The organism is Pseudoxanthomonas sp., assembly GCF_027498035.1.
Classification (GTDB): Bacteria; Pseudomonadota; Gammaproteobacteria; order Xanthomonadales; family Xanthomonadaceae; genus Pseudoxanthomonas_A.
This window is the reverse complement of the sequence record NZ_CP114978.1, coordinates 474,718-495,019: the sequence shown is the minus strand read 5'-3', so window position 1 is coordinate 495,019 and position 20,302 is coordinate 474,718. Positions and strand designations below refer to the sequence as shown.

Below are 20,302 nucleotides of genomic sequence, written 5' to 3'. Positions count from 1 at the left end.
TGGTGGAGGTGGGGGGAATTGAACCCGCCCGGCGGCGCCCTCATCGCCACAGCTCCGACGAACGCGCTGACCAATCCGCGGAGACGACTCCAGAAGGCCTCCGCACCCCCGATCAATACGGCCCAGGAACCCCGGTCGCGCGTATCAAGGCTGGCCGTGCGCGCGCAGCGACTCCAACACCTCGTAGCAGGCGCCCATGGTGTGGTAATCGGTCTTGCCGGCGGGGCTCTTCTCGTCGCTGTACTTGCTGTTGTCCGCGCGCAGGATGCGATACCAGGCACCGTATCGATGGTCGATCATGTGCGCCCAGGCGTACTGCCACAGCTTGCCGTACCACTGCCAGTACACGTCATCACCCGTGCGCTGAGCCAGCAGCGCCGCGGCGGCCAGGCTTTCAGCCTGCACCCAGAAGTACTTGTCGTCGTCGCAGACCGAACCATCCGGTGCGAAGCCATAGGCCATGCCGCCGTTGACCTCATCCCAGCTGCATGCAAGGGCGGTGTCGAACAGATGGCGCGCGGTTGGCACCAGCCACTCCACCGCACCCTTCAGCTCACGGTCCAGGATCAACAGCAGCTTGGCCCACTCGGTCTGGTGGCCGGGCTGGAAACCCCATGGGCGGAACAGGTGCTTGGGATCGTCCTTGTTGTAGTCCCAGTCCACGTTCCAGTCAGTGTCGTAGTGCTCCCACACCAGGCCATCGGCCTTGGCCGCCTGCCGGCGCGTCATGTGGTCGGCCAGCAGCAAGGCACGCTCCAGATAGCGGCGATCATCGCTGGCCTGGTAGGCCGCCAGCATGGCCTCGCACATGTGCATGTTCGCGTTCTGGCCGCGGTAACTGCTGAAGTTCCAGTCGGCGTCGGCTTCATCGCGATACAAACCTGCTCCGGCATCCCAGAAGCGCTGTTCCAGCAGCTGCCAGGTTTCGTCCAGCCATGCACGCGCGTCTTCCACGCCGGCTTTCAGGCCGCATGCATAGGCCAGCAGCACGAATGCCACGCCATAGCAGTGGTTGGTGCTGTCTTCCGCCTTGCCGTCGCGCAGCGTCCAGATGTAGCCGCCTGCCAGTGGATTGCGATGCACCTCGCGCAGGTAACGCAGGCCGTGCAGCATGGCCGCGTGGTACGCCGGGTCCCCGAACTCACGCCAGGCCATGGCGTAGTTGAAGACGAAGCGCGTGCTGCTGACCAGGTGACGATGGCCGGCGTCGTACACCGTCCCGTCATCCTTGAAATACTGGAAGAATCCGCCGCGCGGATCGATGTCCCGCGGATGGTAGAAGGCCATCGTCTGCGCGATGTGGCTGCGCAGGAACGCGGCGGAACGGAAGTCTGGCTCAGTGGCTGTCTTCATTGGATTCCTGGAGCAAGGACAAGACGTCGGACCGGTCGGGCATGGCGGCAAAGGCGCCTTTCCGGGTCACCGCCAGCGCACCGACCGCCGCGCCGAACCGGATGGCCTGGGTCAGCCGTTCGATATCGGCGCAGAAGCCGGCAAAGCCCTGCCCCGCGCCACCCAGCTCGACCAAGCGCACGAGCAATCCGCCGACGAAGGCATCGCCTGCCGCGGTGGTGTCGCGCACCTGCACGGCGAAGGATGCGACCTTGCCCTCGGCATCGCGGGTGGCCCAGGTCACGTCACCGCCACCGTCGGTGACCACCACCAGCTGCGTGCGGCCGACGAGCAGCCGCTGGACTACGACATCCTCCTGGTCCGGAGCACGCGCCAGGAACTGCAGCTCTTCGCGCGAAAGTTTGACCAGGTCGGCCAGTGCAAGTGCCTGCCACAGCGTCGGCATGGGATCGACATCGGCCGGCCACAGCGCCGGCCGCAGGTTGAGGTCGCAGCTCACCACCGCGCCGGCATCGCGCGCGCGGGCAGCGCCGGCAAACGTGGCTTGCGCACAGGCAGGATCAGTCAGGCTGTTGGAGCAGAAGTGGAAGACATCGGCCTGTGCCAGGCAGGCCGCCTCAAAATGTTCCTCGCGGAACAGCAGGTCCGCGGCCGGCGGGCGATAGAAGCTGAAACTACGGTCGCCGGTTTCATCCAGCGCCACGAAAGCCAGCGCGGTCTTGGCTGCGTCGGTGCGCACGGTATAGCCGATGCCGACGCCGGCCCTGGTCAGTTCGTCCTGCAGGAAGTCGCCGAACATGTCCTTGCCGAGCATGCCGACGAACTCACTGCGCGCGCCCAGCCGCGCCGTCGCCACGGCCACGTTGGCTGGCGCACCGCCGGCGTACTGTTCGAACGTGCGCGCACGGCCCTCGACCGGAGGCTGCGCCAGCATGTCGATCAGCACTTCACCGAAGCAGACGATGTTCGGTGCCGCGCGGGACGACGGGGATTCACTCGACATCGGCTGGATCCATAGGGCTCGTACAGGAAGGAATGTTCATGCCGTCGCGCCATCCCGTATCTGCGGGCCAAAGACCGCAACCGCACGGGCCAATGGTACGTGGGCCCTGAATTTTGCTTGATCCCGCACCAGAAGCACCGTGCGACGCAGCAATGCGAATGCCCACGGCGGCCCGGAATCCCTGCCGCCGATCAGGTGCCCGGCTCGATGCCGCTTCAGCGCCTTCCCACCCGTGGTACTCGTCCTGCGCTTGCAGGAAGAACCTCAGGCGCAGGCTTCGGCCCGCGCGAGTCCTTCCGAACGCTGCGCCAGGAAGTAGATCCCAAGCCCGACCAGCGCCGTGGCTGCACCGACGTAGCCGGTCACGGTCCAACCCATGCCTGCACCAATGGCCAGCCCACCCAGCCACGGACCGAGCGCGTTGGCGACATTGAAGGCCGCATGGTTGGAGGCCGCGGCCAGCGTCTGCGCGCCGGAGGCCACGTCCATCAGCCGCGTCTGCAACGCCGGCGACAGGCCGACCATCGTGCCCACCGCGACCACCGCCGGCAGGATGGTCCACAGCGAATGCGCGGCCATCGGGAACAGCATCAGCACCACGATCGACCACACCAGCATCACCACCACGGCGCGGAACTGCAGCTTGTCGAACAGCCAGCCACCGACCACGTTGCCGATCATGCCGCCCACGCCGAATGCCGCCATCGCCATCGGCACCCAGGACTCGCTGAGGTGGGTGACATTGATCAGGGTCGGCGCCAGGTAGGAGAACACGCAGAACATGCCTGCAAAGCCGATCGAGCCAATGGCCAGCGCATACCAGACCTGCGCCTGGTTGAAGGCACGCAGCTCGCGCAACGGATTCTGGCGCGGCTCGTCCGGGTCGGGCTTCAGGAACAGGAACACCAGCACCACCGTCAGCAGCGCCACCATCCCCACCAGTCCGAATGCATAGCGCCAGCTGGCAACCTGCCCCAGCCAGGTCGCCAGCGGATTGCCGACCAGCATCGCCACGCTCAGGCCCATCAGCACCCGGCTGACGGCCGCGGCACGGCGGTTGGGCGCGCTCATCGAGGCCGCCACCAACGCGGCCACACCGAAGTAGGCGCCGTGCGGCAGGCCGGCGATGAAACGGAACACCAGTGCGGCGTGATAATTCGGTGCGAACGCGCTGGCCGCGTTACCCAGCGCGTAGAACACCATCAGCAACAAGAGCAGCGTCCGTCGGCGCAAGCGCGCGCCGAAGATCGCAAGGATCGGCGCGCCGACCACCACGCCCAGCGCATAGGCGCTGATCAAGTGGCCGACCTGGGTTTCGGAGATCGACAGCCCGCGGGCGATATCCGGCATCAGGCCCATCGAAGCGAATTCGCCGATGCCGATGGCAAAGCCGCCCATGGACAACGCGAACAGCACCAGACCGTACACGCGTCGGGAGACGGCCGGTGCGGTCGTCCCCAGGTCGGTCATGATTGGCTGTTCCAAGGCATGTCTCCCTTATTCGATACGACCTCCATTATGACGCAGTGCAGCATGCAGCTTCTGCGTCGCACCTGAAGGCCAAATCACCGGGCCTGCCGGAAACCCATCAATTCAACCGCTTGCCCAAACGGAAACGGGCCGCAATGTGCGGCCCGTCCCATGTCGATTTTCTGCAGGACGACTCAGCCCCGCGGAACCTGCGAGGACGTCTCCTGTTCCACCGGCAGCACGCGGATCTCGACACGGCGGTTCTGCGCACGGCCCGCATCGGTGTCATTGCTGGCGATGGGATAGCGCTTGCCCATGCCGACGATCTCGAAGCGTTGGCGCATCAGCCCCTGGCCGATCAGGTAATCACCGACCGAGTTCGCCCGCGCTTCGGACAGCGTCTGGTTGGCGGCGTCGCTACCGATGCTGTCGGTATGGCCACTGACCTCCACGATGGTCTGGTTGTACTCCTTCAGCGTGGCGGCCACGTTGTTGAGCGCCGGGTAGAACTGCGACTTCAGCGTCGATTTGCCGAAGTCGAAGGTCACGCCGTCCGGCAGGTTGAGCTTGATCACATCGCCATCGCGGCTGACGTTGATGCCGGTTCCGGCGGTCTGGCGACGCAGCTCCGCTTCCTGACGGTCCTGGTAAACACCGATGGCGCCACCGGCCAGGCCACCCACGCCGGCACCGATCAAGGCGTGCTGGCGACGCGAAGTCGCGTCGTGCCCGCTCAGCAGGCCCACCGCCACGCCGATGCCCGCACCGATCAGGGCGTTGTTGCGGGTGCGGTTTGGATCGTTTGGATCGTTGGTCTGTCCGGTATAGGTGGCGCAACCACCCAGCAGCATGGCCGAGAGCACGCCGCACAGCATCGCGCGGGACAGGAACGGATTCGGTTGCATACGCATGATTCCTCGCTTCGGGGGTGGCCCCAATGTTTCAGTGCGTGCAAATTAACGTCACGCGGCGGAAAACGGGATGAAGCCCACGGCGCCACACCGGCACCTGTTCAGTTAGGCGAAACAGGACACCCGGTACGGACCGCTCAACCCGTTCCTGCATAAGCGGCCAGTGCGGCTTGGCGTCCCTGCACCAGGTCGACAATCGGCTGACGTGGATACGACGGCGCCAGCTGCCGGAGCAGTTCGGGCGATTCCCATGGCGCAAAACGCACCTTGACCGGCAGCGCCTCCAGTTCCGGCACCCAGCGGCCGATGTAACGCGCCTGCGGATCGAATTTCTGCGCCTGGGTCACCGGGTTGAACACGCGGAAATACGGCGCTGCATCCGCGCCGGTACCGCCGATCCACTGCCAACCCAGGGTGTTGTTGGCCAGATCCGCGTCGACCAGCGTGTCCCAGAACCAGCGCGCACCTTCCAGCCAGTGCATGCGCAGATGCTTGGTCAGAAAGCTGCCGACGATCATCCGCACGCGGTTGTGCATCACCCCGGTGTGCCACAACTCGCGCATGCCCGCATCGACGATGGGCACACCGGTCATGCCGCGCTGCCAGGCCTGCAGTTTCGATGGCGTGGCCGGTTCCCATGCGAAACCGTCGAAACGCGGGTTGAGGTTTTCTTCGACCGTCTGCGGGAAATGGTGCATCAGGTGATAGGCGAACTCGCGCCACACCAGCTGTCGGATGAAGCCGTCGATATCGGTATCCAGCTTCGCGGTGCGGGCACCTTCCAGTTGCGCGATCACCCGCCACGGCGCGATCTCGCCGAAGTGCAGATGTGGCGAAAGCATCGAGGTCGCGACGCGATCCGGCAGGTCGCGCTGGTCCAGGTAGCCGCGCAGCGCGCCGTCGATGAAGACGTCCAACGCCTCGTGCGCGCCCGTTTCGCCCGGCGTCCAGGTATCCCAGAAGCCACGGTCCCACGTCAGCCTGGGCGCCAGACCGAGCATCTCGATCCCCTCACCTTTCAGCGCGTCAGGCACCGCAGGCAAGCTGGTCGGCGCGTCGTACAGGGCGCGTGCCCGCAGCGATGCCATCACGTTGCGATAGAACGGCGTGAACACCTTGTACGGCCCACCCGCCTTGGTCTGCACGTCCCAGGGTTCGACCAGCAGCGTGGCGTTGCAGCTGCGCACCTCGAAGCCCTGCGCGCGCAAGGCCTGCTTGATCGCCGCATCGCGCGGCTGGGTCGCCGGTTCGTACTTGCGGTTCCAGAACAGCGCTTGCGCACCGCTTTCAACGATCAGGTCCCGCAACACCTGGCTGCTGTCGCCCTGGCGTACCACCAGGCGCGAGCCGCGCTGGTGCAGGTCGTGGCTCAGCGCCTTGAGCGAACGATGCCGCCAGGCGTTGGAGGCCGCGCCCGGCGCCCATTTCCCTTCCTCATGCGGCGCAGGGATGTAGACGGGAATCGGCTCGAATCCTGTCTCCAGCGCAGCCTGCAGCGCAGGATTGTCGGCCAGGCGGAGGTCATTGCGGAACCAGACAAGCGCAGCAGGCATGTGGACGTTCGATCAATAAAGCGAACGCCCATGATGCCTGCTGCGTCGACGCACGACGATGAAAGCGGGACGTTTGCGACGGCCCGGCAGCATCCTTCAGGTGGCGAGCGCGCGGCCACCCAGCAGGCGCGCCGGCAACATGAGCAATGCCCGCAGGAACGCGAACAGCGCCGAGCAAGTGATGCCGACCAACCGCAACGGCAGGCTCAGCAACCACAGCACCGGCCAGGCCACCAGGGCCAGGAGCGCCAGCGGCCAGCACAGCACCAACAACAGGCACCACACGCCGAGCGCGAACAGGGTCGTCATGACAGGCTCCATCGGCAGCGACGTGCTGCCCTCTCCGCCCCAGGTTTGCGCCCCAGGCCCGCCCATGGCAACCGTGCTGCGACGAAGCCGCGCAGCGGGCGACGAAACCGGGCCAGGCGCGCCTGAAACCCAGCCCGGCCGCTTACTCGAACGAACCGACCGAGTCGTGGGACAGGTTGTCGAAGCGGGTGTATTCGCCGAAGAATTTCAGTTTGCACGAACCGGTCGGACCGCCGCGGTGCTTGCCGATGATGATCTCGGCCAAGCCCTTGTCCGGCGAATTTTCCTTATTGTAGTAATCGTCGCGGTAGATGAAGACGATCATGTCTGCGTCCTGCTCGATCGCGCCCGACTCGCGCAGGTCAGCCATCACCGGGCGCTTGTCGGTTCGGGTTTCCAGCGAGCGGTTGAGCTGGGACAGTGCGATCACCGGCACGTTGAGCTCCTTGGCCAGACCCTTGAGCGAGCGGCTGATTTCGGAGATTTCGGTGGCGCGGTTCTCGCTGTTACCCGGCACACTCATCAGCTGCAGGTAGTCGATCACGATCAGGCCCAGGTCGTTCTCGCGCTTGAGCCGGCGGCACTTGGAACGCAACACTTCCGGCGACAGGCCCGGCGTGTCGTCGATGAAGATCTTGGTTTCCTTGAGCATGCGGATCGCTGCGGTGACCCGGCTCCAGTCCTCGTCCTCCAGCTGGCCGCTGCGCAGGCGGGTGGCGTTGATGCGGCCATTGGAGGAAATCAGGCGCAAGGCCAGCTGCGAGGACGACATTTCCATCGAGAACACCGCCACGGCCTTCTTCGACTTGATCGCGGCGAACTCGGCGATGTTCAACGCGAAGGTCGTCTTACCCATCGCCGGACGCGCGGCCAGGATGATCAGGTCGGTCGGCTGCAGGCCGGCGGTCATGCCATCGAATTCGGTGTAGCCGGTCGGCAGGCCGGTGATGCTGCCACCATTGTTGAAGCGGTCCTGCAGCAGCGAGAACGCGTCCTTCAACGCGTTGGGCATGGCCACGAAGTCGGTGCGACCACGCGAGCCCGCTTCGGCGATGGCGAACACCTTCTGCTCGGCATTGGCCAACAGCTCGGAGCTTTCGCGGCCCTCGGGCTGGAAGCCGTTATTGACGATCTCGGTACCCACGTCGATCAGCTGCCGCATCACCGCCTTGTCGCGCACGATCTCGGCGTAGGCGCTGATGTTGGCCGCTGACGGCGTCGAGCTGGCCAGCTCGATCAGGTAGGCGCCGCCGGCGATCAGGTCGGACTGGCCCTGGCCATCGAACCATTCGCCCAGGGTCACCGCATCGTAGGGACGGCTGCGCTCGGCCAGCTCGCTGATGGCGCGATAGATCAGCTGGTGATCGCGCCGGTAGAAGTCATTCGGGTTGAGCTTGTCGTTGACCTTGTCATAGGCATCGGTGACCAGCATCAAGCCACCCAGCACCGCCTGCTCGGCCTCGATGGAGTGCGGTGGCATGCGCAGCTGATCCATGCGGGCATCGCTGGGATCGTTGCGGAAGTCGCGGTCACGGTCGCGATCACGTTCGCGGCGGGGAGAAGCCATGGTCAACTCGAAGAAAACGAAAGGCGCCGGCAGCGCTGCGCCATGGTAGTCACGGGGCGCGGCCGCCGGTACGGATAACCCTGTGGATAACCGGTGGGCAAACATTGGCCCCGGTGCGTCGCAGCGCCTGCGAATACCGTATCCACCAACAAAAACGGGCGCCTCACGGCGCCCGTTTCGGTCAAACCGCGAAGCCCGGATCAGGCTTCGGCGACGACCACCACCTTGACGGTGGTTTCGACGTCGGCGTGCAGCTTGATCAGCACGTCGTATTCGCCGATGTTGCGGAACGCGCCATCGGTGAGGATGACTTCGCTCTTTTCCAGCGGCTTGCCGGCAGCGGTGAAGGCGTCGGCGATTTCGCGCGCGCCCACCGAACCGAACAGCTTGCCTTCGGTCGAAGCGTTGGCCGCCACGGTCACGCTGGCGTCTTCGAACTTGGCAGCACGGCCCGACGCGTCGTCGTGGATGGCCTTGGCCTTGGCTTCGTAGTCAGCGCGCTTGGCTTCGAACTCGGCGACGTTGGCGGCGGTGGCCGGCACGGCCTTGCCCTGCGGCACCAGGTAGTTGCGGCCGTAGCCCGGCTTGACGTTGACCTGGTCGCCCAGGACGCCGAGGTTGGTCACTTTCTGCAGAAGAATCAGCTTCATTTCAATAGCTCCGTATTCGTTAGCGGCGCGAAGTGGCGCCGCAACTGGTGCTGTCCGAATGGACGGTGGAACATGCAGCGCATCCCGCCAGGCACCCGCATCGACTGCGGGTACCCACCGGGACGCCGCTTACACGTCGTGGTTGTCGGTGTACGGGATCAGGGCCAGGAAACGGGCGCGCTTGACGGCCGTCTGCAGCTGGCGCTGGTAGCGCGCCTTGGTGCCGGTGACGCGGCTCGGGACGATCTTGCCGGTCTCGGTCAGGTACTGGCGCAGGGTGTTGAGATCCTTGTAGTCGATCTCCTTCACACCTTCGGCCGTGAACTTGCAGAACTTGCGGCGACGGAAGAACTTGGACATGTCAGTGTTCCTTAGGCGGCTTCGGAGGAGTCGGAATCGTCGTCGGACTTGGCGGCATCGCCTTCGTCGTCACGACGGCGGCGCTCGCCGCGCTCGGGCTTGTCGCCCTTCTCGTCCTTGCTCTTCATGATGATCGACATCTCGGTGTCGGCCACGTCGCCATCGCGCTTCATGATCAGGTGACGCAGGATGGCGTCATTGAAGCGGAAGGTTTCGGTCAGCTCGGCCAGGGTGGCCTGGTCGACTTCGACGTTCAGCAGCACGTAGTGGGCCTTGACCAGGTTCTGGATCGGATAGGCCAGCTGACGACGGCCCCAATCTTCCAGGCGCACGATCTTGCCGTTGTTGCTCTCGATGATGCCCTTGTAGCGCTCGACCATGGCCGGCACCTGCTCGCTCTGGTCCGGATGGACCAGGAACACGATTTCATAGAAACGCATGTTGTATTTCCTTTCGGATGAAGGCGGTTTCCGCGTGGAACCCGCCGGACAGCCCCCCGCGTGGATGCGGTGGAGCAAGGGACCCACGGCCATGGCGGCCCGAGGGAGCAGGAAATTATGTCAGGTCAAGGAGTTGCATGCAATCCGCGCGGATCGTGCCGGCGGTTTGTAGAGCGGACCTTGGTCCGCTGGGGCTTTCCCGGCTCCACTGAAGAGCAGCGGACCAAGGTCCGCTCTACAAAAGTGCAGCTCGGCGCCCTGCCCGGCCTCAGGCCGCGTCGACCGAGGTCGTGAAGCTCTCGCCGCAGCCGCATTCGGCGGTGGCATTGGGATTCCTGAACAGGAAGGTCTCGCCCAGCCCCTGCTTGCCGAAGTCGATCTGCGTGCCGTCCACCAGCGCCAGGCTGTCGGCGTCCACGAAGATCTTCACCCCCTCGTATTCGAACACCGTGTCGCCATCGCGCTGGTCGCGGGCCAGGTCGGTGATATGCCCCCAGCCCGAGCAACCGGTCTTGGTCACGCCGAAGCGCAGCCCCAGCGCACCGGGCGTGGTCTGGACGAAGCGCTGGACGCGCTGGTGGGCGATGGGGGTCAGGGTGATGGCCATGGAGGGTGCCTTCGAAATTGCTGTGACGATTATAGCGCCGGGGTTCTGCCTGGCTGCGCCGCCAGGTGAACGGAGCGTGCCCGTGGCGCAGGCAACCGGTAGACTTGCGCGTTCCATAGATCGCGCCGAACAGGCCAGGATTCAAGACATGACGGTGGTAAGCGTCGAACATGCGCTGGCGGGCAAGCTCCCGGCCGGCGGCGTAGTGACGGTACGTGGCTGGGTGCGCACGCGGCGCGATTCCAAGGCGGGCCTGTCCTTCGTCAACGTCAGTGACGGTTCGTGCTTTGCGCCCATCCAGGTGGTCGCGCCCAATACCCTGTCCAATTACGAATCCGAGGTGAAACACCTCACCGCCGGCTGTGCGGTCATCGCGACCGGCACGCTGGTCGCCTCGCAGGGCCAGGGCCAGAGTTTCGAACTCCAGGCCGAGTCGGTCGAAGTGGTCGGCTGGGTCGAGGACCCGGAGACCTATCCGATCCAGCCCAAGGCGCATTCGCTGGAGTTCCTGCGTGAAGTCGCGCACCTGCGCCCGCGGACCAACCTGTTCGGCGCGGTGGCGCGCATCCGCAACTGCCTGTCGCAAGCGGTGCACAGGTTCTACCACCAGAACGGCTTCAACTGGGTCAGCACGCCGATCATCACCACCTCCGATGCGGAAGGCGCAGGCCAGATGTTCCGGGTTTCGACCCTGGACATGGTCAACCTGCCCCGCGACGCCAAGGGCGAGGTGGATTTCAGCCGCGATTTCTTCGGCAAGGAAACCTTCCTGACCGTGTCCGGCCAGCTCAATGCCGAGGCCTATGCCCTGGCGCTGAGCAAGGTGTATACCTTCGGCCCGACCTTCCGTGCGGAGAATTCCAACACCACCCGGCACCTGGCCGAGTTCTGGATGATCGAGCCGGAAGTGGCATTCAACGACCTGGCTGCCAATGCGGACCTGGCCGAGGACTTCCTCAAGTACCTGTTCCGCGCGGTGCTGGATGAACGTGCCGACGACCTGGCCTTCATCGCCGAGCGCGTGGACAAGCATGCGATCAGCAAGCTGGAGAATTTCATCAACTCGCCGTTCGAGCGCATCGACTACACCGATGCGGTCAAGCTGCTGCAGGCCTCGGGCAGGAAGTTCGACTTCCCGGTCGAATGGGGCCTGGACCTGCAGACCGAGCACGAGCGCTGGCTGACCGAGGAACACGTCGGCCGCCCGGTGGTGGTGACCAACTATCCCGAGCACATCAAGTCCTTCTACATGCGCCTGAACGACGACGGCAAGACCGTCGCAGCAATGGACGTACTGGCCCCCGGGATCGGCGAGATCATCGGCGGCAGCCAGCGCGAAGAGCGCCTGGATGTGCTGGACGCACGCATGGCGCAGTTCGGCCTGGACCCGGCGCATTACGGCTGGTATCGCGATTTCCGCCGTTATGGTTCGGTGCCGCACGCTGGCTTCGGCCTGGGCTTCGACCGCCTGGTGGTCTACGTGTGCGGGCTGAGCAACATCCGCGACGCAATCCCGTACCCGCGCGCACCGGGCAGCGCGGAGTTCTGAGCATGTCGCCGGAACTGATCATCCAGGTGGTGACCTTCATCATCGGCATGGGCGCCTTCCTGCTGGGCATGGTTGGCATCGCCCGCAGCCTGCAGCTGCAGAAGCTGATCACCCGCAAGCAGCAGGCAGGCGTCAAGGCCAAGGCGATGAAGGCCGACCCGGAGGTCAGTGCGGCAATGCGCGGGCTGCGCAAGCCGCTGTTCTGGGCCTGCCTGCTGGCGGTGTGCTCGGTGCTCGCACCCGCTGTATCCCGGTTGATCCTGGCGTGATCTTGTTCTTCGCCCTGTTGTTCGTGGCCACGGCGATCGCGGGCTTCTGCGCGCTGGTGATCTTCTGGCCATTGACCCTGGTGCACGTGCGCGACCGTCACCCCGACATCGCCGAGCAACTGGGCCCGGGCGCCTTCATGAAACCTGCCGCGCTGGCCTGGCTGATGCGCGGCGACTACCTCAGCGCGGACGACCGTTCGCTCAACGGCCTGGCAACACCGGCACGGGTTTCCGTCATGGTGATCGTGCTGGGCCTGGGCATGGCCGGGCTGCTGTGGCTTGCCTTCGAGATCCTGAAATGAACGACGAAACCACGCGCGTCCAATGGTGGCTGGCCACCCTGGGCCACACCCTGATCTGGGCACGCATGCGCCTGCTGGAAGCCGGCACCGCCGAGGTCCTGGACAGCGACGGCAACACCCTGGCCTATGACAGCGAGGACAGCGCCCGTGCGGCATTGTTCGATGCCGAGTTTGTCGCCTATGACGGCCTGGACGAGGAAGACGCGCTGGTCCGCGGCTTCTCGCTGCATGAAGTCGTGCCGCCCTACGCCGACAGCGATGCCGACCTGCGTGCGCTGATGGTGCAGTCGCTGGGCGGCCGCGCCTGAGCCCGGATGTACCTGCGACCTGCCTTCGCTGAAACCGACCTGAGCCAGCTGGATGCCCTGATCGGGCGCGATCCTTTCGTCACCTTGATCACCCGCGCGGCGGATGGGCTGCCGGAAGTCAACCACCTGCCGGTGCTGTACACGCGCAACGCGCAACACATCCTGATCGAAGGCCATTGGGCGCGCCCCAACCCGCAGGCGCGCCACACCGGCGATGCACTGGCCGTGGTGCATGGCCCGCACGCCTATGTGTCGCCATCGGCCTATCCGGACAAGGAAGCCGCCGCGCGCGTGCCAACCTGGAACTACGCCGTCGCCCATCTGCATGGCACGCTGGAAACCTTCGACGACACCGCCGCGCTGGCCGACCTGGTCCAGCGGTTGAGCCTGCACTTTGAAACCCGCGTCGGTCGCGACTGGCGCTTCGAGCCCGAGCGCGACGATCACCTGAAACAACTGCGTGGCATCGTCGGGTTCCGGCTGCAGGTGACCCAGGCGGACCTCAAGTTCAAGCTCAGCCAGAACCATCCCGAAGCCAACATCGTGGCTGTCGCGGACGATCTGGTCGCACGGGACGACCCTCAGGCGCGCGAAGTCGCGGGCCTGATGCGTGCACGCCTGCACAGCACCACCTGATCCGCTTCAAGGACCCTGCATGGACCTCGATCTTTCCGGCAAACATGCCCTGGTGTGCGGCGCCTCCGATGGCATCGGCAAGGCCACCGCCATCGAACTGGCCCTGCTTGGCGCGGATGTCACGGTGCTGGCGCGACGCGAACCGGTCCTGCAACAGGTCGTCTCCGAACTGCCGCTGGTGATCGAAGGCCAGGTGCACGGCTGGCGCGTCGGTGACGACGGCCAGACCCAGGCACTAGGCGACACCGTGGCAGCACTGGCACTCGAACGACCGGTGCACATCCTGGTCAACAACGGCGGCGGTCCGCCCGGCGGCAAGGCCATCGAGGCCGACCTGGACGCCTACCTGACCGCCTTCCGCCACCACCTGCTGGCCAACCAGGCCCGCGTGCAGGCGGTACTGCCCGGCATGCGCGCGGCCGGCTGGGGCCGCATCGTCAACGTGGTGTCCACCTCGGTCTACGAACCGATTCCGAACCTGGGCGTCTCCAACACCACCCGCGGCGCGGTCGCTGGCTGGGCCAAGACCCTGTCGCGCGAACTGGGTCCGGACAACATCACCGTCAACAATGTCCTGCCCGGCTTCACCCGCACTGCGCGCATGAACCACATCGTCGCCGACCGCATGGCCGCTGGCGGCGGCACGGCCGAACAGGTGATCGAGACCATCGCGACAACCGTCCCCCTGCGTCGCGTTGCCGATGCCTCCGAGGTGGCCGCGGCCATCGCGTTCCTGGCCAGTCCTGCCGCGAGCTACATCACCGGCATCAGCCTGGCGGTGGACGGTGGCAGACTGCAGTCGATCTAGGACGCGCATGCCCGGCGCAATCTCTCGACGGTGAACAAGGCAATCGAATGATTCAGCTGGAACCACTTTCGGAGCGACACCTTGCTGACGTGCAGAAGCATGCATCGCATGCTTCAGTCGGGAGGTTGAGCATGGTGCCTTCGCCTTACCCTGCAGATGGCGCCGCGCAGTGGTTTTCGGCGGTATCACCAAGGATCAGCTCGGGGGACGCTTGCATCTTCGCAGTGACCGAAGCTGGCGCCTTCAGGGGATTGGTCTCGATCAACAAGATCAACATGGCGGCACGCTCTGCCGAGCTGGACTACTGGATCGCCCACGATTGGCAATCACGGGGCTTCGGCACCAGGGCCGTCGCGCTGGCAATGACCCATGGGGTTGATCGATTGAATCTCTGCATCTTCAACAGCACCTGCCTCACGAAGAACACAGGCTCGATCAAGGTGCTGGAGAAGAACGGCTTTACCCGCGTTGGATCTGCGGTGATGACCTCCGGAAAGTTTCGCGGGGTCGCGTTCGACCACTATCGCCGGAGCCTTCATGTGCCGGACTGAATGACTGTCGGCATGGGTAGTACCGGGACATTCCGCTCCTCAGTTGTTCCATCGAACCAAGCCCGATGCCTGAAGGTCCCGAAATCCGCCGCGCCGCCGACCGCCTGTTCAAGGCCGTTGGCCACCAGCCGCTCGAAGCAGTCTGGTTCTACCCACCTGCATTGAAGGCCAGGGCGCCGGAGCTGGTCGGCTGCCGGATCACCGCCATCGACACCCATGGCAAGGCGATGCTGACCCGTTTCGACAACGGCACCACGCTGTACACCCACAACCAGCTCTATGGCGTGTGGCAGATCGCCAGGGCCGGCGAGCGCCCGGAAACCAAGCGCAGCCTGCGCGTGGTGCTGGAAACGCAGGACGCCGCGATCCTGTTGTATTCGGCATCGGACATCGCGCTGTGGAAGAACGCGGATCTGGCCAGGCATCCGTTCCTGTCCAGGCTGGGGCCTGACGTGCTGGACAAGCGCCTGACCGCCGCAGCGGTGGCCCGACGCCTGCAGGAACCGCGCTTCCTGCGCATGTCGCTGGCGGCGCTGCTGCTGGACCAGGGTTTCCTGGCGGGCATGGGCAACTACCTGCGTTCGGAAGTGCTGTTCGAAGCCGGGATCGCGCCGACCCGCGATGCGGCCGGCCTGTCGGTCGACGAACGCAACCTGCTGGCCAAGGCCTTGCTGGACGTGCCGCGCCGCAGCTATCGCAGCCGCGGCATCCGCAAGGCAGCGGGCATGAAGGCCGACTACATCACCGATACCCCGGACGGCTTCGCCTTCAAAGCCTTCGATCTGGCCGGTGAGCCGTGCCAGGACTGCGGCACAGTGATCCGCCGGCGCGAGCTGGCCGGGCGCCGCCTGTACGACTGCCCGCATTGCCAGCAGTAGCGGCCCCGTGTCGCGCGCATCTGCAATAATCGGGCCATGAGTGAACTCGACGATCTGCTGCGCAACAACCGTGAATGGGCCGACCGGATCAAGCAGGAAGATCCCGGCTTCTTCGAACGCCTCTCCAAACAGCAGTCACCGCGCTACCTGTGGATCGGCTGCTCCGATTCGCGCGTGCCGGCCAACCAGATCCTGGGCCTGGACCCAGGCGAAGTGTTCGTCCACCGCAACGTGGCTAACCTGGTGGTGCATAGCGACCTCAACTGCCTGTCCACCATCCAGTTCGCGGTGGACGTACTGAAGGTCGAGCACATCCTGATCGTCGGCCACTACGGCTGCGGTGGCATCCAGGCCAGCATGACCGGCCGCCGCGTGGGCCTGGTGGACAACTGGCTGCGCCACGTGGGCGATGTCTTCGGCAAGCACGCCGAGCGCCTGCACAAGGTCGGCACCGAAGCCCTGCGCCTGGCCCGCCTGTGCGAACTCAACGTGATCGAACAGGTCGCCAACGTCTGCCACACCACCGTGATCCAGGATGCCTGGTCGCGCGGCCAGGCAGTATCCGTGCATGGCTGGTGCTACAGCCTGTCCGATGGCCGGGTCCGCGAGCTGGGCATGGACGTGGCGGCACCCGAAGACCTGCAACCCGCCTACGACCGTGCGCTGGCCTCGATGCCGGTGTCGGGCAAGCGCGACGAATAACCGGCACGCCTTCCACGCACCACGTTCCGCGGAGGAACCCCATGCTGCCCGCCCCGCTCAACCTGCAGGCCTGGATCGAGGAACACCGGCACCTGCTCAAGCCGCCGGTGGGCAACAAGGTGATCTACGCGGGCGACTTCATCGTGATGGTGGTGGGCGGGCCGAACAGCCGCACCGACTATCACTGGGACGAAGGCCCGGAGTGGTTCTACCAGCTGGAAGGCCAGATGGTGCTGAAGATCCAGGAGGACGGCGCCGCACGCGACATCCCGATCAACGCCGGTGAGATCTTCCTGCTGCCGCCGCGGGTGCCGCATTCACCGCAACGCATGGAAGGCTCGGTCGGGCTGGTGGTCGAACGCCGGCGCCTGCCGCATGAAGATGATGGCCTGCTGTGGTTCTGCGAGGCCTGCAACCACAAGCTTTACGAAGAATTCTTCCACCTGCGCAATATCGAGACCGACTTCCCGCCGGTGTTCGACCGCTTCTACGCCTCGCTTGAACACCGCACCTGCACGGCCTGCGGCCACGTCAATCCGGCTCCAGACCGCTACGTGATGCCGGACACCTGAGCCGGTCGTCGTGTCCCCGATCCTGCGTACCCTGCTCCGCCTGAAACCGCGCGACGTGCCGGTGCGGGTCGCCCTGCGCAATTCGTTCGCGGTGTTCGCGCCACTGGCACTGGGTGTGTGGCTGGGCGCACCAGCCATCGGCCTGGGCGTGGCCACCGGCGCGCTGCAGACCATGTCCTCGGACCAGCCCGGCGCCTACGGCCTGCGCATGCGGCGGATGCTGCTGACTGCAGCCATCGCTGGTACCTCCGGCGGGCTGGGCGTGCTGCTGGGCGATTACACGGCGCCGCTGACGCTGGCGGTGCTGGCGGTGGGTTTCTGTGGCGGGCTGGCAGTGGCGCTGGGCCCGCTGGCCACGCGCAATGGCCTGGCCAGCATGATCCTGCTGATGATCTGCGCCAACATGCACCTGGGCGCTGCGCAGGCACCGGGCATCGCATTACTGATCTTTTCCGGTGGCCTGTTGCAAATGCTCATGGCGGTGGCTGCCTGGCCACTGCAGCGCTACCGTCCCGAGCGCTTCGCACTGGCCACGATCCTGCAGCAGCTGGCCATCACCGCGCGCACACGTCCCGATGCCAGCCAGCCATCGCCGACCATGCAGGCCGCCCAGGATGCATTGGTACTGCTGCATGGCCAGCACCACACCCGCGGCGTGGCGCTGCAATCGTTCCGGATCATGGCCGAACTGTGCGAACGGGTCCGCGTGGACCTGCTGGCATTAGCCGATGTCCATGCGCGGCTGGACGATGCCGGCGCAGGCGAACGCATCGAGCTGCTGCTCAAACAGGCGGCGCTGGTGCTGGACCATCTGTCCCAGAGCATGCGCGAACCGGCCGCCCCCACAGCCGCAGAGGGCGGGCTGGTCGCAGTGCAGACCCAGGCCGTGGCGCTGCGCGAGGCCGCCGCCGCGGCGACCGGCCTGCGCGACCGACGCCTGCTGCAGCTGGCCGTCGGCCGCGCCGCAGGCCTGGCTGGTCAACTACGCGCCCTGGTGCGCAACAGCTACTGGGCCAGCAGCCAGGGCCAGATCAACGCCCAGCAGGCCGAAGCGCGCCTGCCGCGCGCACTACGGCCAAACTCGGCCTGGGTCACGCTGAAAGCGAACCTCAAGTGGTCCTCGGTCGCCTTCCGCCATGCCGTGCGCTGTGCCGTGAGCCTGGTGGTGGCACTGCTGCTCGAACGCACGCTGCAGATCCCGCATGGCGTCTGGGTCCCCATGACCACGGCCATCGTGCTCAAGCCCGACTTCGGCGCCACCCTCACCTTCGGTGCCGGGCGCATGGCCGGCACCCTGGCAGGCCTGGTCGCCGGCACGGCGCTGATCCACTACGCGATGGATGGCTCGGTGGTCCGGCTGCTGCTGTTCTGGGTGTTCTGCTTCGGATTCCGGCTGACCACCCAGGTGAACTACGGCCTGGCCGTCATGCTGCTGACCAGCATGGTGGTGCTGATGCTGTCCTTCGAAGGATATGCGCCGGAAACCGCACTGCTGGACCGCGTCCTGGCCACCCTGATCGGCAGCGCGGTGGCGATGGTCGCCTATGCATTGTGGCCCACCTGGGAGGGCAGTCGCGGGCGCGGGACGGTGGCCGCCCTGCTGGAGGCCGACCAGCGCCATCTCAGCGCATTGCTGGCCGGGCGGGTGGACGTGCTGGACGAGACCCGTGGCACCGCCCGCGTGGCACGGACCAATGTCCGTGCCTCGATCGACCGGCTACGCGCCGAACCCCGTCGCAAGGGCAACCGCGGCGAGGCCGAACTGGCCGAGTCGCTGTTGGCCAATGCCACGCGCCTGATGCGCGCGCCGCTCATCCTGGAAGCGCAACTGCGCGAGGGCGGACACCTGCCTGCACGGCCGGAACTGACCAGCTTCAGCGCCGCCGTCGACCAGACCCTGGGCGCCCAGGTGCGCTACCTGCGCCAGACCGGCAAGTTCTCCGAGATCCCTGCATTGCGCCCCTACGAACGCAGGCTGGCCGAAGCGATCCCACACACCGATGATGTCAGTGCCGCCCTGCTGGATGCGGCAGACCGCATCGCAGACAGCCTGGATACCCTGACCCATCTACTGCGCCGAAGCAGCACACCGGGAAACAGGACGGCGGCCACGGTGACCGGCACGGTCGCCGGGTAGACTGCCCGGCCACGCTGGAGATGGCACGTTCCCTGCGTCCCTTTCGACCCACGTCCAGACAGAACCACTGCAATGACCCACGCGCTTTCCCGCACCCATGCCATCGCACTGGACGCTGCCGATCCGCTGCGCGGCTTCCGTCATGAGTTCCTGCTACCCAGGCACAAGCACACCGACCAGGCGTATTTCTGCGGCAACTCGCTGGGACTGCAACCCAAGGGCGCGCGCAAGGCGGTCGAACAGGTGCTGGACAAGTGGGCGCACGAAGCGGTGGAAGGCCACTTCCGCGGCCAGGCACAGTGGATGACCTACCACGAGCAGGTGCGCGAGCCGCTGGCCCGCATCGTCGGCGCGCTACCGGGCGAAGTAGTGGCGATGAACACGCTGACCGCCAACCTGCACTTCATGATGGTCAGCTTCTACCGTCCCACGTCACAACGGCCTGCGATCCTGATCGAAGCCGGCGCGTTCCCGTCCGACCGCCACGCGGTGGAATCGCAGATCCGCTTCCACGGCTTCAACCCGGACACCGACCTGATCGAGGTCCAGCCGGACGAAGCCGAAGGCACCATTTCGATGGCCGCCATCGAGCGCGCCATTGCCGAACACGGCCAACGCGTCGCCCTGGTGCTCTGGCCGGGCATCCAGTACCGCACCGGCCAGGCATTCGACCTGACCGAAATCGCCCGCCTGGCGCATGCCGCTGGCGCGACGGTCGGCTTCGACCTGGCCCACGCCGTGGGCAACCTGCCGCTGGCCCTGCACGACGCCGATGCAGACTTCGCGGTGTGGTGCCACTACAAATACCTCAACGCCGGTCCGGGCGCGGTCGCCGGTGCCTTCGTGCACCAGCGCCATGCGCAGGCCGACCTGCCGCGTTTTGCCGGCTGGTGGGGCCACGAAAAGGAAACCCGTTTCCTGATGGCGCCCGAGTTCAAGCCCACGCCTGGCGCCGAAGGCTGGCAGCTGAGCAATCCGCCGGTGCTGGCGCTGGCGCCGCTGCTGGCCTCGCTGGAGCTGGTCGACAAGGCCGGCGGCATGGCCGCGTTGCGGGCCAAGTCGGAAAAGCTCACCAGCTTCCTGGAAGAGCTGATCGAAGCACGCCTGCTGGACACGCTGGAAATCATCACCCCGGCCGAGCCCGAACGCCGCGGCTGCCAGCTCTCGCTGCGCGTGGCCGGTGGCCGCGAACAAGGCCGCGAGCTGTTCGACTACCTGGTCTCGGTCGGCGTGCTGGGCGACTGGCGCGAACCGGACGTGATCCGCATCTCGCCGGTGCCGCTGTACAACAGCTTCAAGGACATCTACCGCTTCGTCGAGGAAGTGGAGACCTGGCGCGGCGTCTGACCGCAGCCGCGCCCCTTCCC

Annotated in this window: 23 protein-coding genes; 12 read left to right on the top strand and 11 right to left on the bottom strand. The window is 65.9% G+C overall.

The features are described from left to right. Positions 1–144 precede the first annotated feature (144 nt). From O8I58_RS02330 to O8I58_RS02280, 11 genes are all read right to left on the bottom strand, one after another. Complete coding sequence (locus O8I58_RS02330) at positions 145–1,353, bottom strand: AGE family epimerase/isomerase (RefSeq protein WP_298320344.1); 1,209 nt, start codon at positions 1,351–1,353, stop codon at positions 145–147. After that, positions 1,337–2,356: a carbohydrate kinase family protein gene (locus O8I58_RS02325; RefSeq protein WP_298320342.1), complete on the bottom strand. Its 1,020-nt coding sequence runs from the start codon at positions 2,354–2,356 to the stop codon at positions 1,337–1,339. Before O8I58_RS02325 ends, O8I58_RS02330 begins: the two co-directional genes overlap by 17 nt. A gap of 264 nt (positions 2,357–2,620) precedes the next feature. After that, positions 2,621–3,826, bottom strand: a complete 1,206-nt coding sequence (locus O8I58_RS02320; protein WP_298322664.1) for an MFS transporter — start codon at positions 3,824–3,826, stop codon at positions 2,621–2,623. A gap of 194 nt (positions 3,827–4,020) precedes the next feature. Further along, on the bottom strand, positions 4,021–4,677 hold the full coding sequence (locus O8I58_RS02315) for a YiaD family glycine zipper/OmpA-like lipoprotein (RefSeq protein ID WP_298322663.1): 657 nt from the start codon (positions 4,675–4,677) through the stop codon (positions 4,021–4,023). Positions 4,678–4,874: 197 nt separating this feature from the next. Then, entirely contained in the window at positions 4,875–6,290 is a 1,416-nt protein-coding gene (locus O8I58_RS02310) for a cryptochrome/photolyase family protein (protein ID WP_298320340.1), read from the bottom strand. Between the two features lie 96 nt (positions 6,291–6,386). Next, the gene (locus O8I58_RS02305) at positions 6,387–6,599 is read right to left on the bottom strand and encodes a hypothetical protein (protein WP_298320338.1); all 213 of its coding nucleotides are present in this window, start codon (positions 6,597–6,599) and stop codon (positions 6,387–6,389) included. A 142-nt stretch (positions 6,600–6,741) separates the two neighbouring features. After that, on the bottom strand, positions 6,742–8,166 hold the full coding sequence (locus O8I58_RS02300; protein ID WP_298320336.1) for a replicative DNA helicase: 1,425 nt from the start codon (positions 8,164–8,166) through the stop codon (positions 6,742–6,744). Between the two features lie 200 nt (positions 8,167–8,366). Then, positions 8,367–8,816: a 50S ribosomal protein L9 gene (rplI, locus tag O8I58_RS02295; RefSeq protein ID WP_298320334.1), complete on the bottom strand. Its 450-nt coding sequence runs from the start codon at positions 8,814–8,816 to the stop codon at positions 8,367–8,369. 129 nt (positions 8,817–8,945) lie between these two features. Continuing rightward, the gene (gene rpsR, locus O8I58_RS02290; RefSeq protein ID WP_093137332.1) at positions 8,946–9,176 is read right to left on the bottom strand and encodes a 30S ribosomal protein S18; all 231 of its coding nucleotides are present in this window, start codon (positions 9,174–9,176) and stop codon (positions 8,946–8,948) included. A gap of 11 nt (positions 9,177–9,187) precedes the next feature. Next, positions 9,188–9,616, bottom strand: a complete 429-nt coding sequence (gene rpsF, locus O8I58_RS02285; RefSeq protein ID WP_298320325.1) for a 30S ribosomal protein S6 — start codon at positions 9,614–9,616, stop codon at positions 9,188–9,190. A 268-nt stretch (positions 9,617–9,884) separates the two neighbouring features. Continuing rightward, on the bottom strand, positions 9,885–10,223 hold the full coding sequence (locus O8I58_RS02280; protein ID WP_298320324.1) for a HesB/IscA family protein: 339 nt from the start codon (positions 10,221–10,223) through the stop codon (positions 9,885–9,887). Between the two features lie 148 nt (positions 10,224–10,371). Between O8I58_RS02280 and asnS the strand changes: the two genes are divergently transcribed. The 12 genes from asnS to kynU all read left to right on the top strand — a co-directional run bounded on the left by asnS (position 10,372) and on the right by kynU (position 20,282). Beyond that, positions 10,372–11,772, top strand: coding sequence for an asparagine--tRNA ligase (asnS, locus tag O8I58_RS02275; protein WP_298320322.1), 1,401 nt, complete (start codon positions 10,372–10,374; stop codon positions 11,770–11,772). A gap of 2 nt (positions 11,773–11,774) precedes the next feature. Next, positions 11,775–12,041, top strand: coding sequence for a hypothetical protein (locus O8I58_RS02270; RefSeq protein ID WP_298320321.1), 267 nt, complete (start codon positions 11,775–11,777; stop codon positions 12,039–12,041). Beyond that, complete coding sequence (locus O8I58_RS02265) at positions 12,038–12,343, top strand: hypothetical protein (protein ID WP_298320319.1); 306 nt, start codon at positions 12,038–12,040, stop codon at positions 12,341–12,343. Before O8I58_RS02270 ends, O8I58_RS02265 begins: the two co-directional genes overlap by 4 nt. Next, entirely contained in the window at positions 12,340–12,651 is a 312-nt protein-coding gene (locus O8I58_RS02260; RefSeq protein ID WP_298320317.1) for a hypothetical protein, read from the top strand. The genes O8I58_RS02265 and O8I58_RS02260 overlap by 4 nt, the downstream gene beginning before the upstream one ends. A 6-nt stretch (positions 12,652–12,657) precedes the next feature. After that, entirely contained in the window at positions 12,658–13,287 is a 630-nt protein-coding gene (locus O8I58_RS02255; protein WP_298320315.1) for an FMN-binding negative transcriptional regulator, read from the top strand. A gap of 19 nt (positions 13,288–13,306) precedes the next feature. Beyond that, positions 13,307–14,095 carry an SDR family oxidoreductase gene (locus O8I58_RS02250; protein ID WP_298320314.1) on the top strand — a complete coding sequence of 263 codons (789 nt, stop codon included), beginning with the start codon at positions 13,307–13,309 and terminating at the stop codon, positions 14,093–14,095. 47 nt (positions 14,096–14,142) lie between these two features. Beyond that, entirely contained in the window at positions 14,143–14,646 is a 504-nt protein-coding gene (locus O8I58_RS02245; protein ID WP_298320312.1) for a GNAT family N-acetyltransferase, read from the top strand. Positions 14,647–14,711: 65 nt separating this feature from the next. Next, on the top strand, positions 14,712–15,524 hold the full coding sequence (gene nei, locus O8I58_RS02240; protein WP_298320310.1) for an endonuclease VIII: 813 nt from the start codon (positions 14,712–14,714) through the stop codon (positions 15,522–15,524). Between the two features lie 36 nt (positions 15,525–15,560). Then, a complete protein-coding gene (gene can / locus O8I58_RS02235; RefSeq protein ID WP_298320308.1) occupies positions 15,561–16,226 on the top strand; it encodes a carbonate dehydratase in 666 nt (221 codons plus the stop codon). Positions 16,227–16,267: 41 nt separating this feature from the next. Beyond that, positions 16,268–16,798, top strand: a complete 531-nt coding sequence (locus O8I58_RS02230; protein WP_298320306.1) for a 3-hydroxyanthranilate 3,4-dioxygenase — start codon at positions 16,268–16,270, stop codon at positions 16,796–16,798. Positions 16,799–16,817: 19 nt separating this feature from the next. Next, on the top strand, positions 16,818–18,935 hold the full coding sequence (locus tag O8I58_RS02225; protein WP_298322658.1) for an FUSC family protein: 2,118 nt from the start codon (positions 16,818–16,820) through the stop codon (positions 18,933–18,935). A gap of 72 nt (positions 18,936–19,007) precedes the next feature. Next, on the top strand, positions 19,008–20,282 hold the full coding sequence (gene kynU, locus O8I58_RS02220) for a kynureninase (RefSeq protein WP_298320304.1): 1,275 nt from the start codon (positions 19,008–19,010) through the stop codon (positions 20,280–20,282). Positions 20,283–20,302 lie beyond the last annotated feature (20 nt).

Bases quoted from the DNA above. Each gene is read 5' to 3' on its own strand.
- rpsR (WP_093137332.1), bottom strand. From the start codon at position 9,176: ATGTCCAAGTTCTTCCGTCGCCGCAAGTTCTGCAAGTTCACGGCCGAA.
- O8I58_RS02320 (WP_298322664.1), bottom strand. From the start codon at position 3,826: ATGACCGACCTGGGGACGACCGCACCGGCCGTCTCCCGACGCGTGTAC.
- O8I58_RS02270 (WP_298320321.1), top strand. From the start codon at position 11,775: ATGTCGCCGGAACTGATCATCCAGGTGGTGACCTTCATCATCGGCATG.
- O8I58_RS02255 (WP_298320315.1), top strand. From the start codon at position 12,658: ATGTACCTGCGACCTGCCTTCGCTGAAACCGACCTGAGCCAGCTGGAT.
- O8I58_RS02230 (WP_298320306.1), top strand. From the start codon at position 16,268: ATGCTGCCCGCCCCGCTCAACCTGCAGGCCTGGATCGAGGAACACCGG.
- O8I58_RS02305 (WP_298320338.1), bottom strand. From the start codon at position 6,599: ATGACGACCCTGTTCGCGCTCGGCGTGTGGTGCCTGTTGTTGGTGCTG.
- rpsF (WP_298320325.1), bottom strand. From the start codon at position 9,616: ATGCGTTTCTATGAAATCGTGTTCCTGGTCCATCCGGACCAGAGCGAG.
- O8I58_RS02300 (WP_298320336.1), bottom strand. From the start codon at position 8,166: ATGGCTTCTCCCCGCCGCGAACGTGATCGCGACCGTGACCGCGACTTC.
- rplI (WP_298320334.1), bottom strand. From the start codon at position 8,816: ATGAAGCTGATTCTTCTGCAGAAAGTGACCAACCTCGGCGTCCTGGGC.
- O8I58_RS02310 (WP_298320340.1), bottom strand. From the start codon at position 6,290: ATGCCTGCTGCGCTTGTCTGGTTCCGCAATGACCTCCGCCTGGCCGAC.
- O8I58_RS02245 (WP_298320312.1), top strand. From the start codon at position 14,143: ATGATTCAGCTGGAACCACTTTCGGAGCGACACCTTGCTGACGTGCAG.
- O8I58_RS02315 (WP_298322663.1), bottom strand. From the start codon at position 4,677: ATGCTGCTGGGTGGTTGCGCCACCTATACCGGACAGACCAACGATCCA.
- O8I58_RS02330 (WP_298320344.1), bottom strand. From the start codon at position 1,353: ATGAAGACAGCCACTGAGCCAGACTTCCGTTCCGCCGCGTTCCTGCGC.
- O8I58_RS02250 (WP_298320314.1), top strand. From the start codon at position 13,307: ATGGACCTCGATCTTTCCGGCAAACATGCCCTGGTGTGCGGCGCCTCC.
- O8I58_RS02280 (WP_298320324.1), bottom strand. From the start codon at position 10,223: ATGGCCATCACCCTGACCCCCATCGCCCACCAGCGCGTCCAGCGCTTC.
- nei (WP_298320310.1), top strand. From the start codon at position 14,712: ATGCCTGAAGGTCCCGAAATCCGCCGCGCCGCCGACCGCCTGTTCAAG.
- asnS (WP_298320322.1), top strand. From the start codon at position 10,372: ATGACGGTGGTAAGCGTCGAACATGCGCTGGCGGGCAAGCTCCCGGCC.
- kynU (WP_298320304.1), top strand. From the start codon at position 19,008: ATGACCCACGCGCTTTCCCGCACCCATGCCATCGCACTGGACGCTGCC.
- O8I58_RS02325 (WP_298320342.1), bottom strand. From the start codon at position 2,356: ATGTCGAGTGAATCCCCGTCGTCCCGCGCGGCACCGAACATCGTCTGC.
- can (WP_298320308.1), top strand. From the start codon at position 15,561: ATGAGTGAACTCGACGATCTGCTGCGCAACAACCGTGAATGGGCCGAC.
- O8I58_RS02260 (WP_298320317.1), top strand. From the start codon at position 12,340: ATGAACGACGAAACCACGCGCGTCCAATGGTGGCTGGCCACCCTGGGC.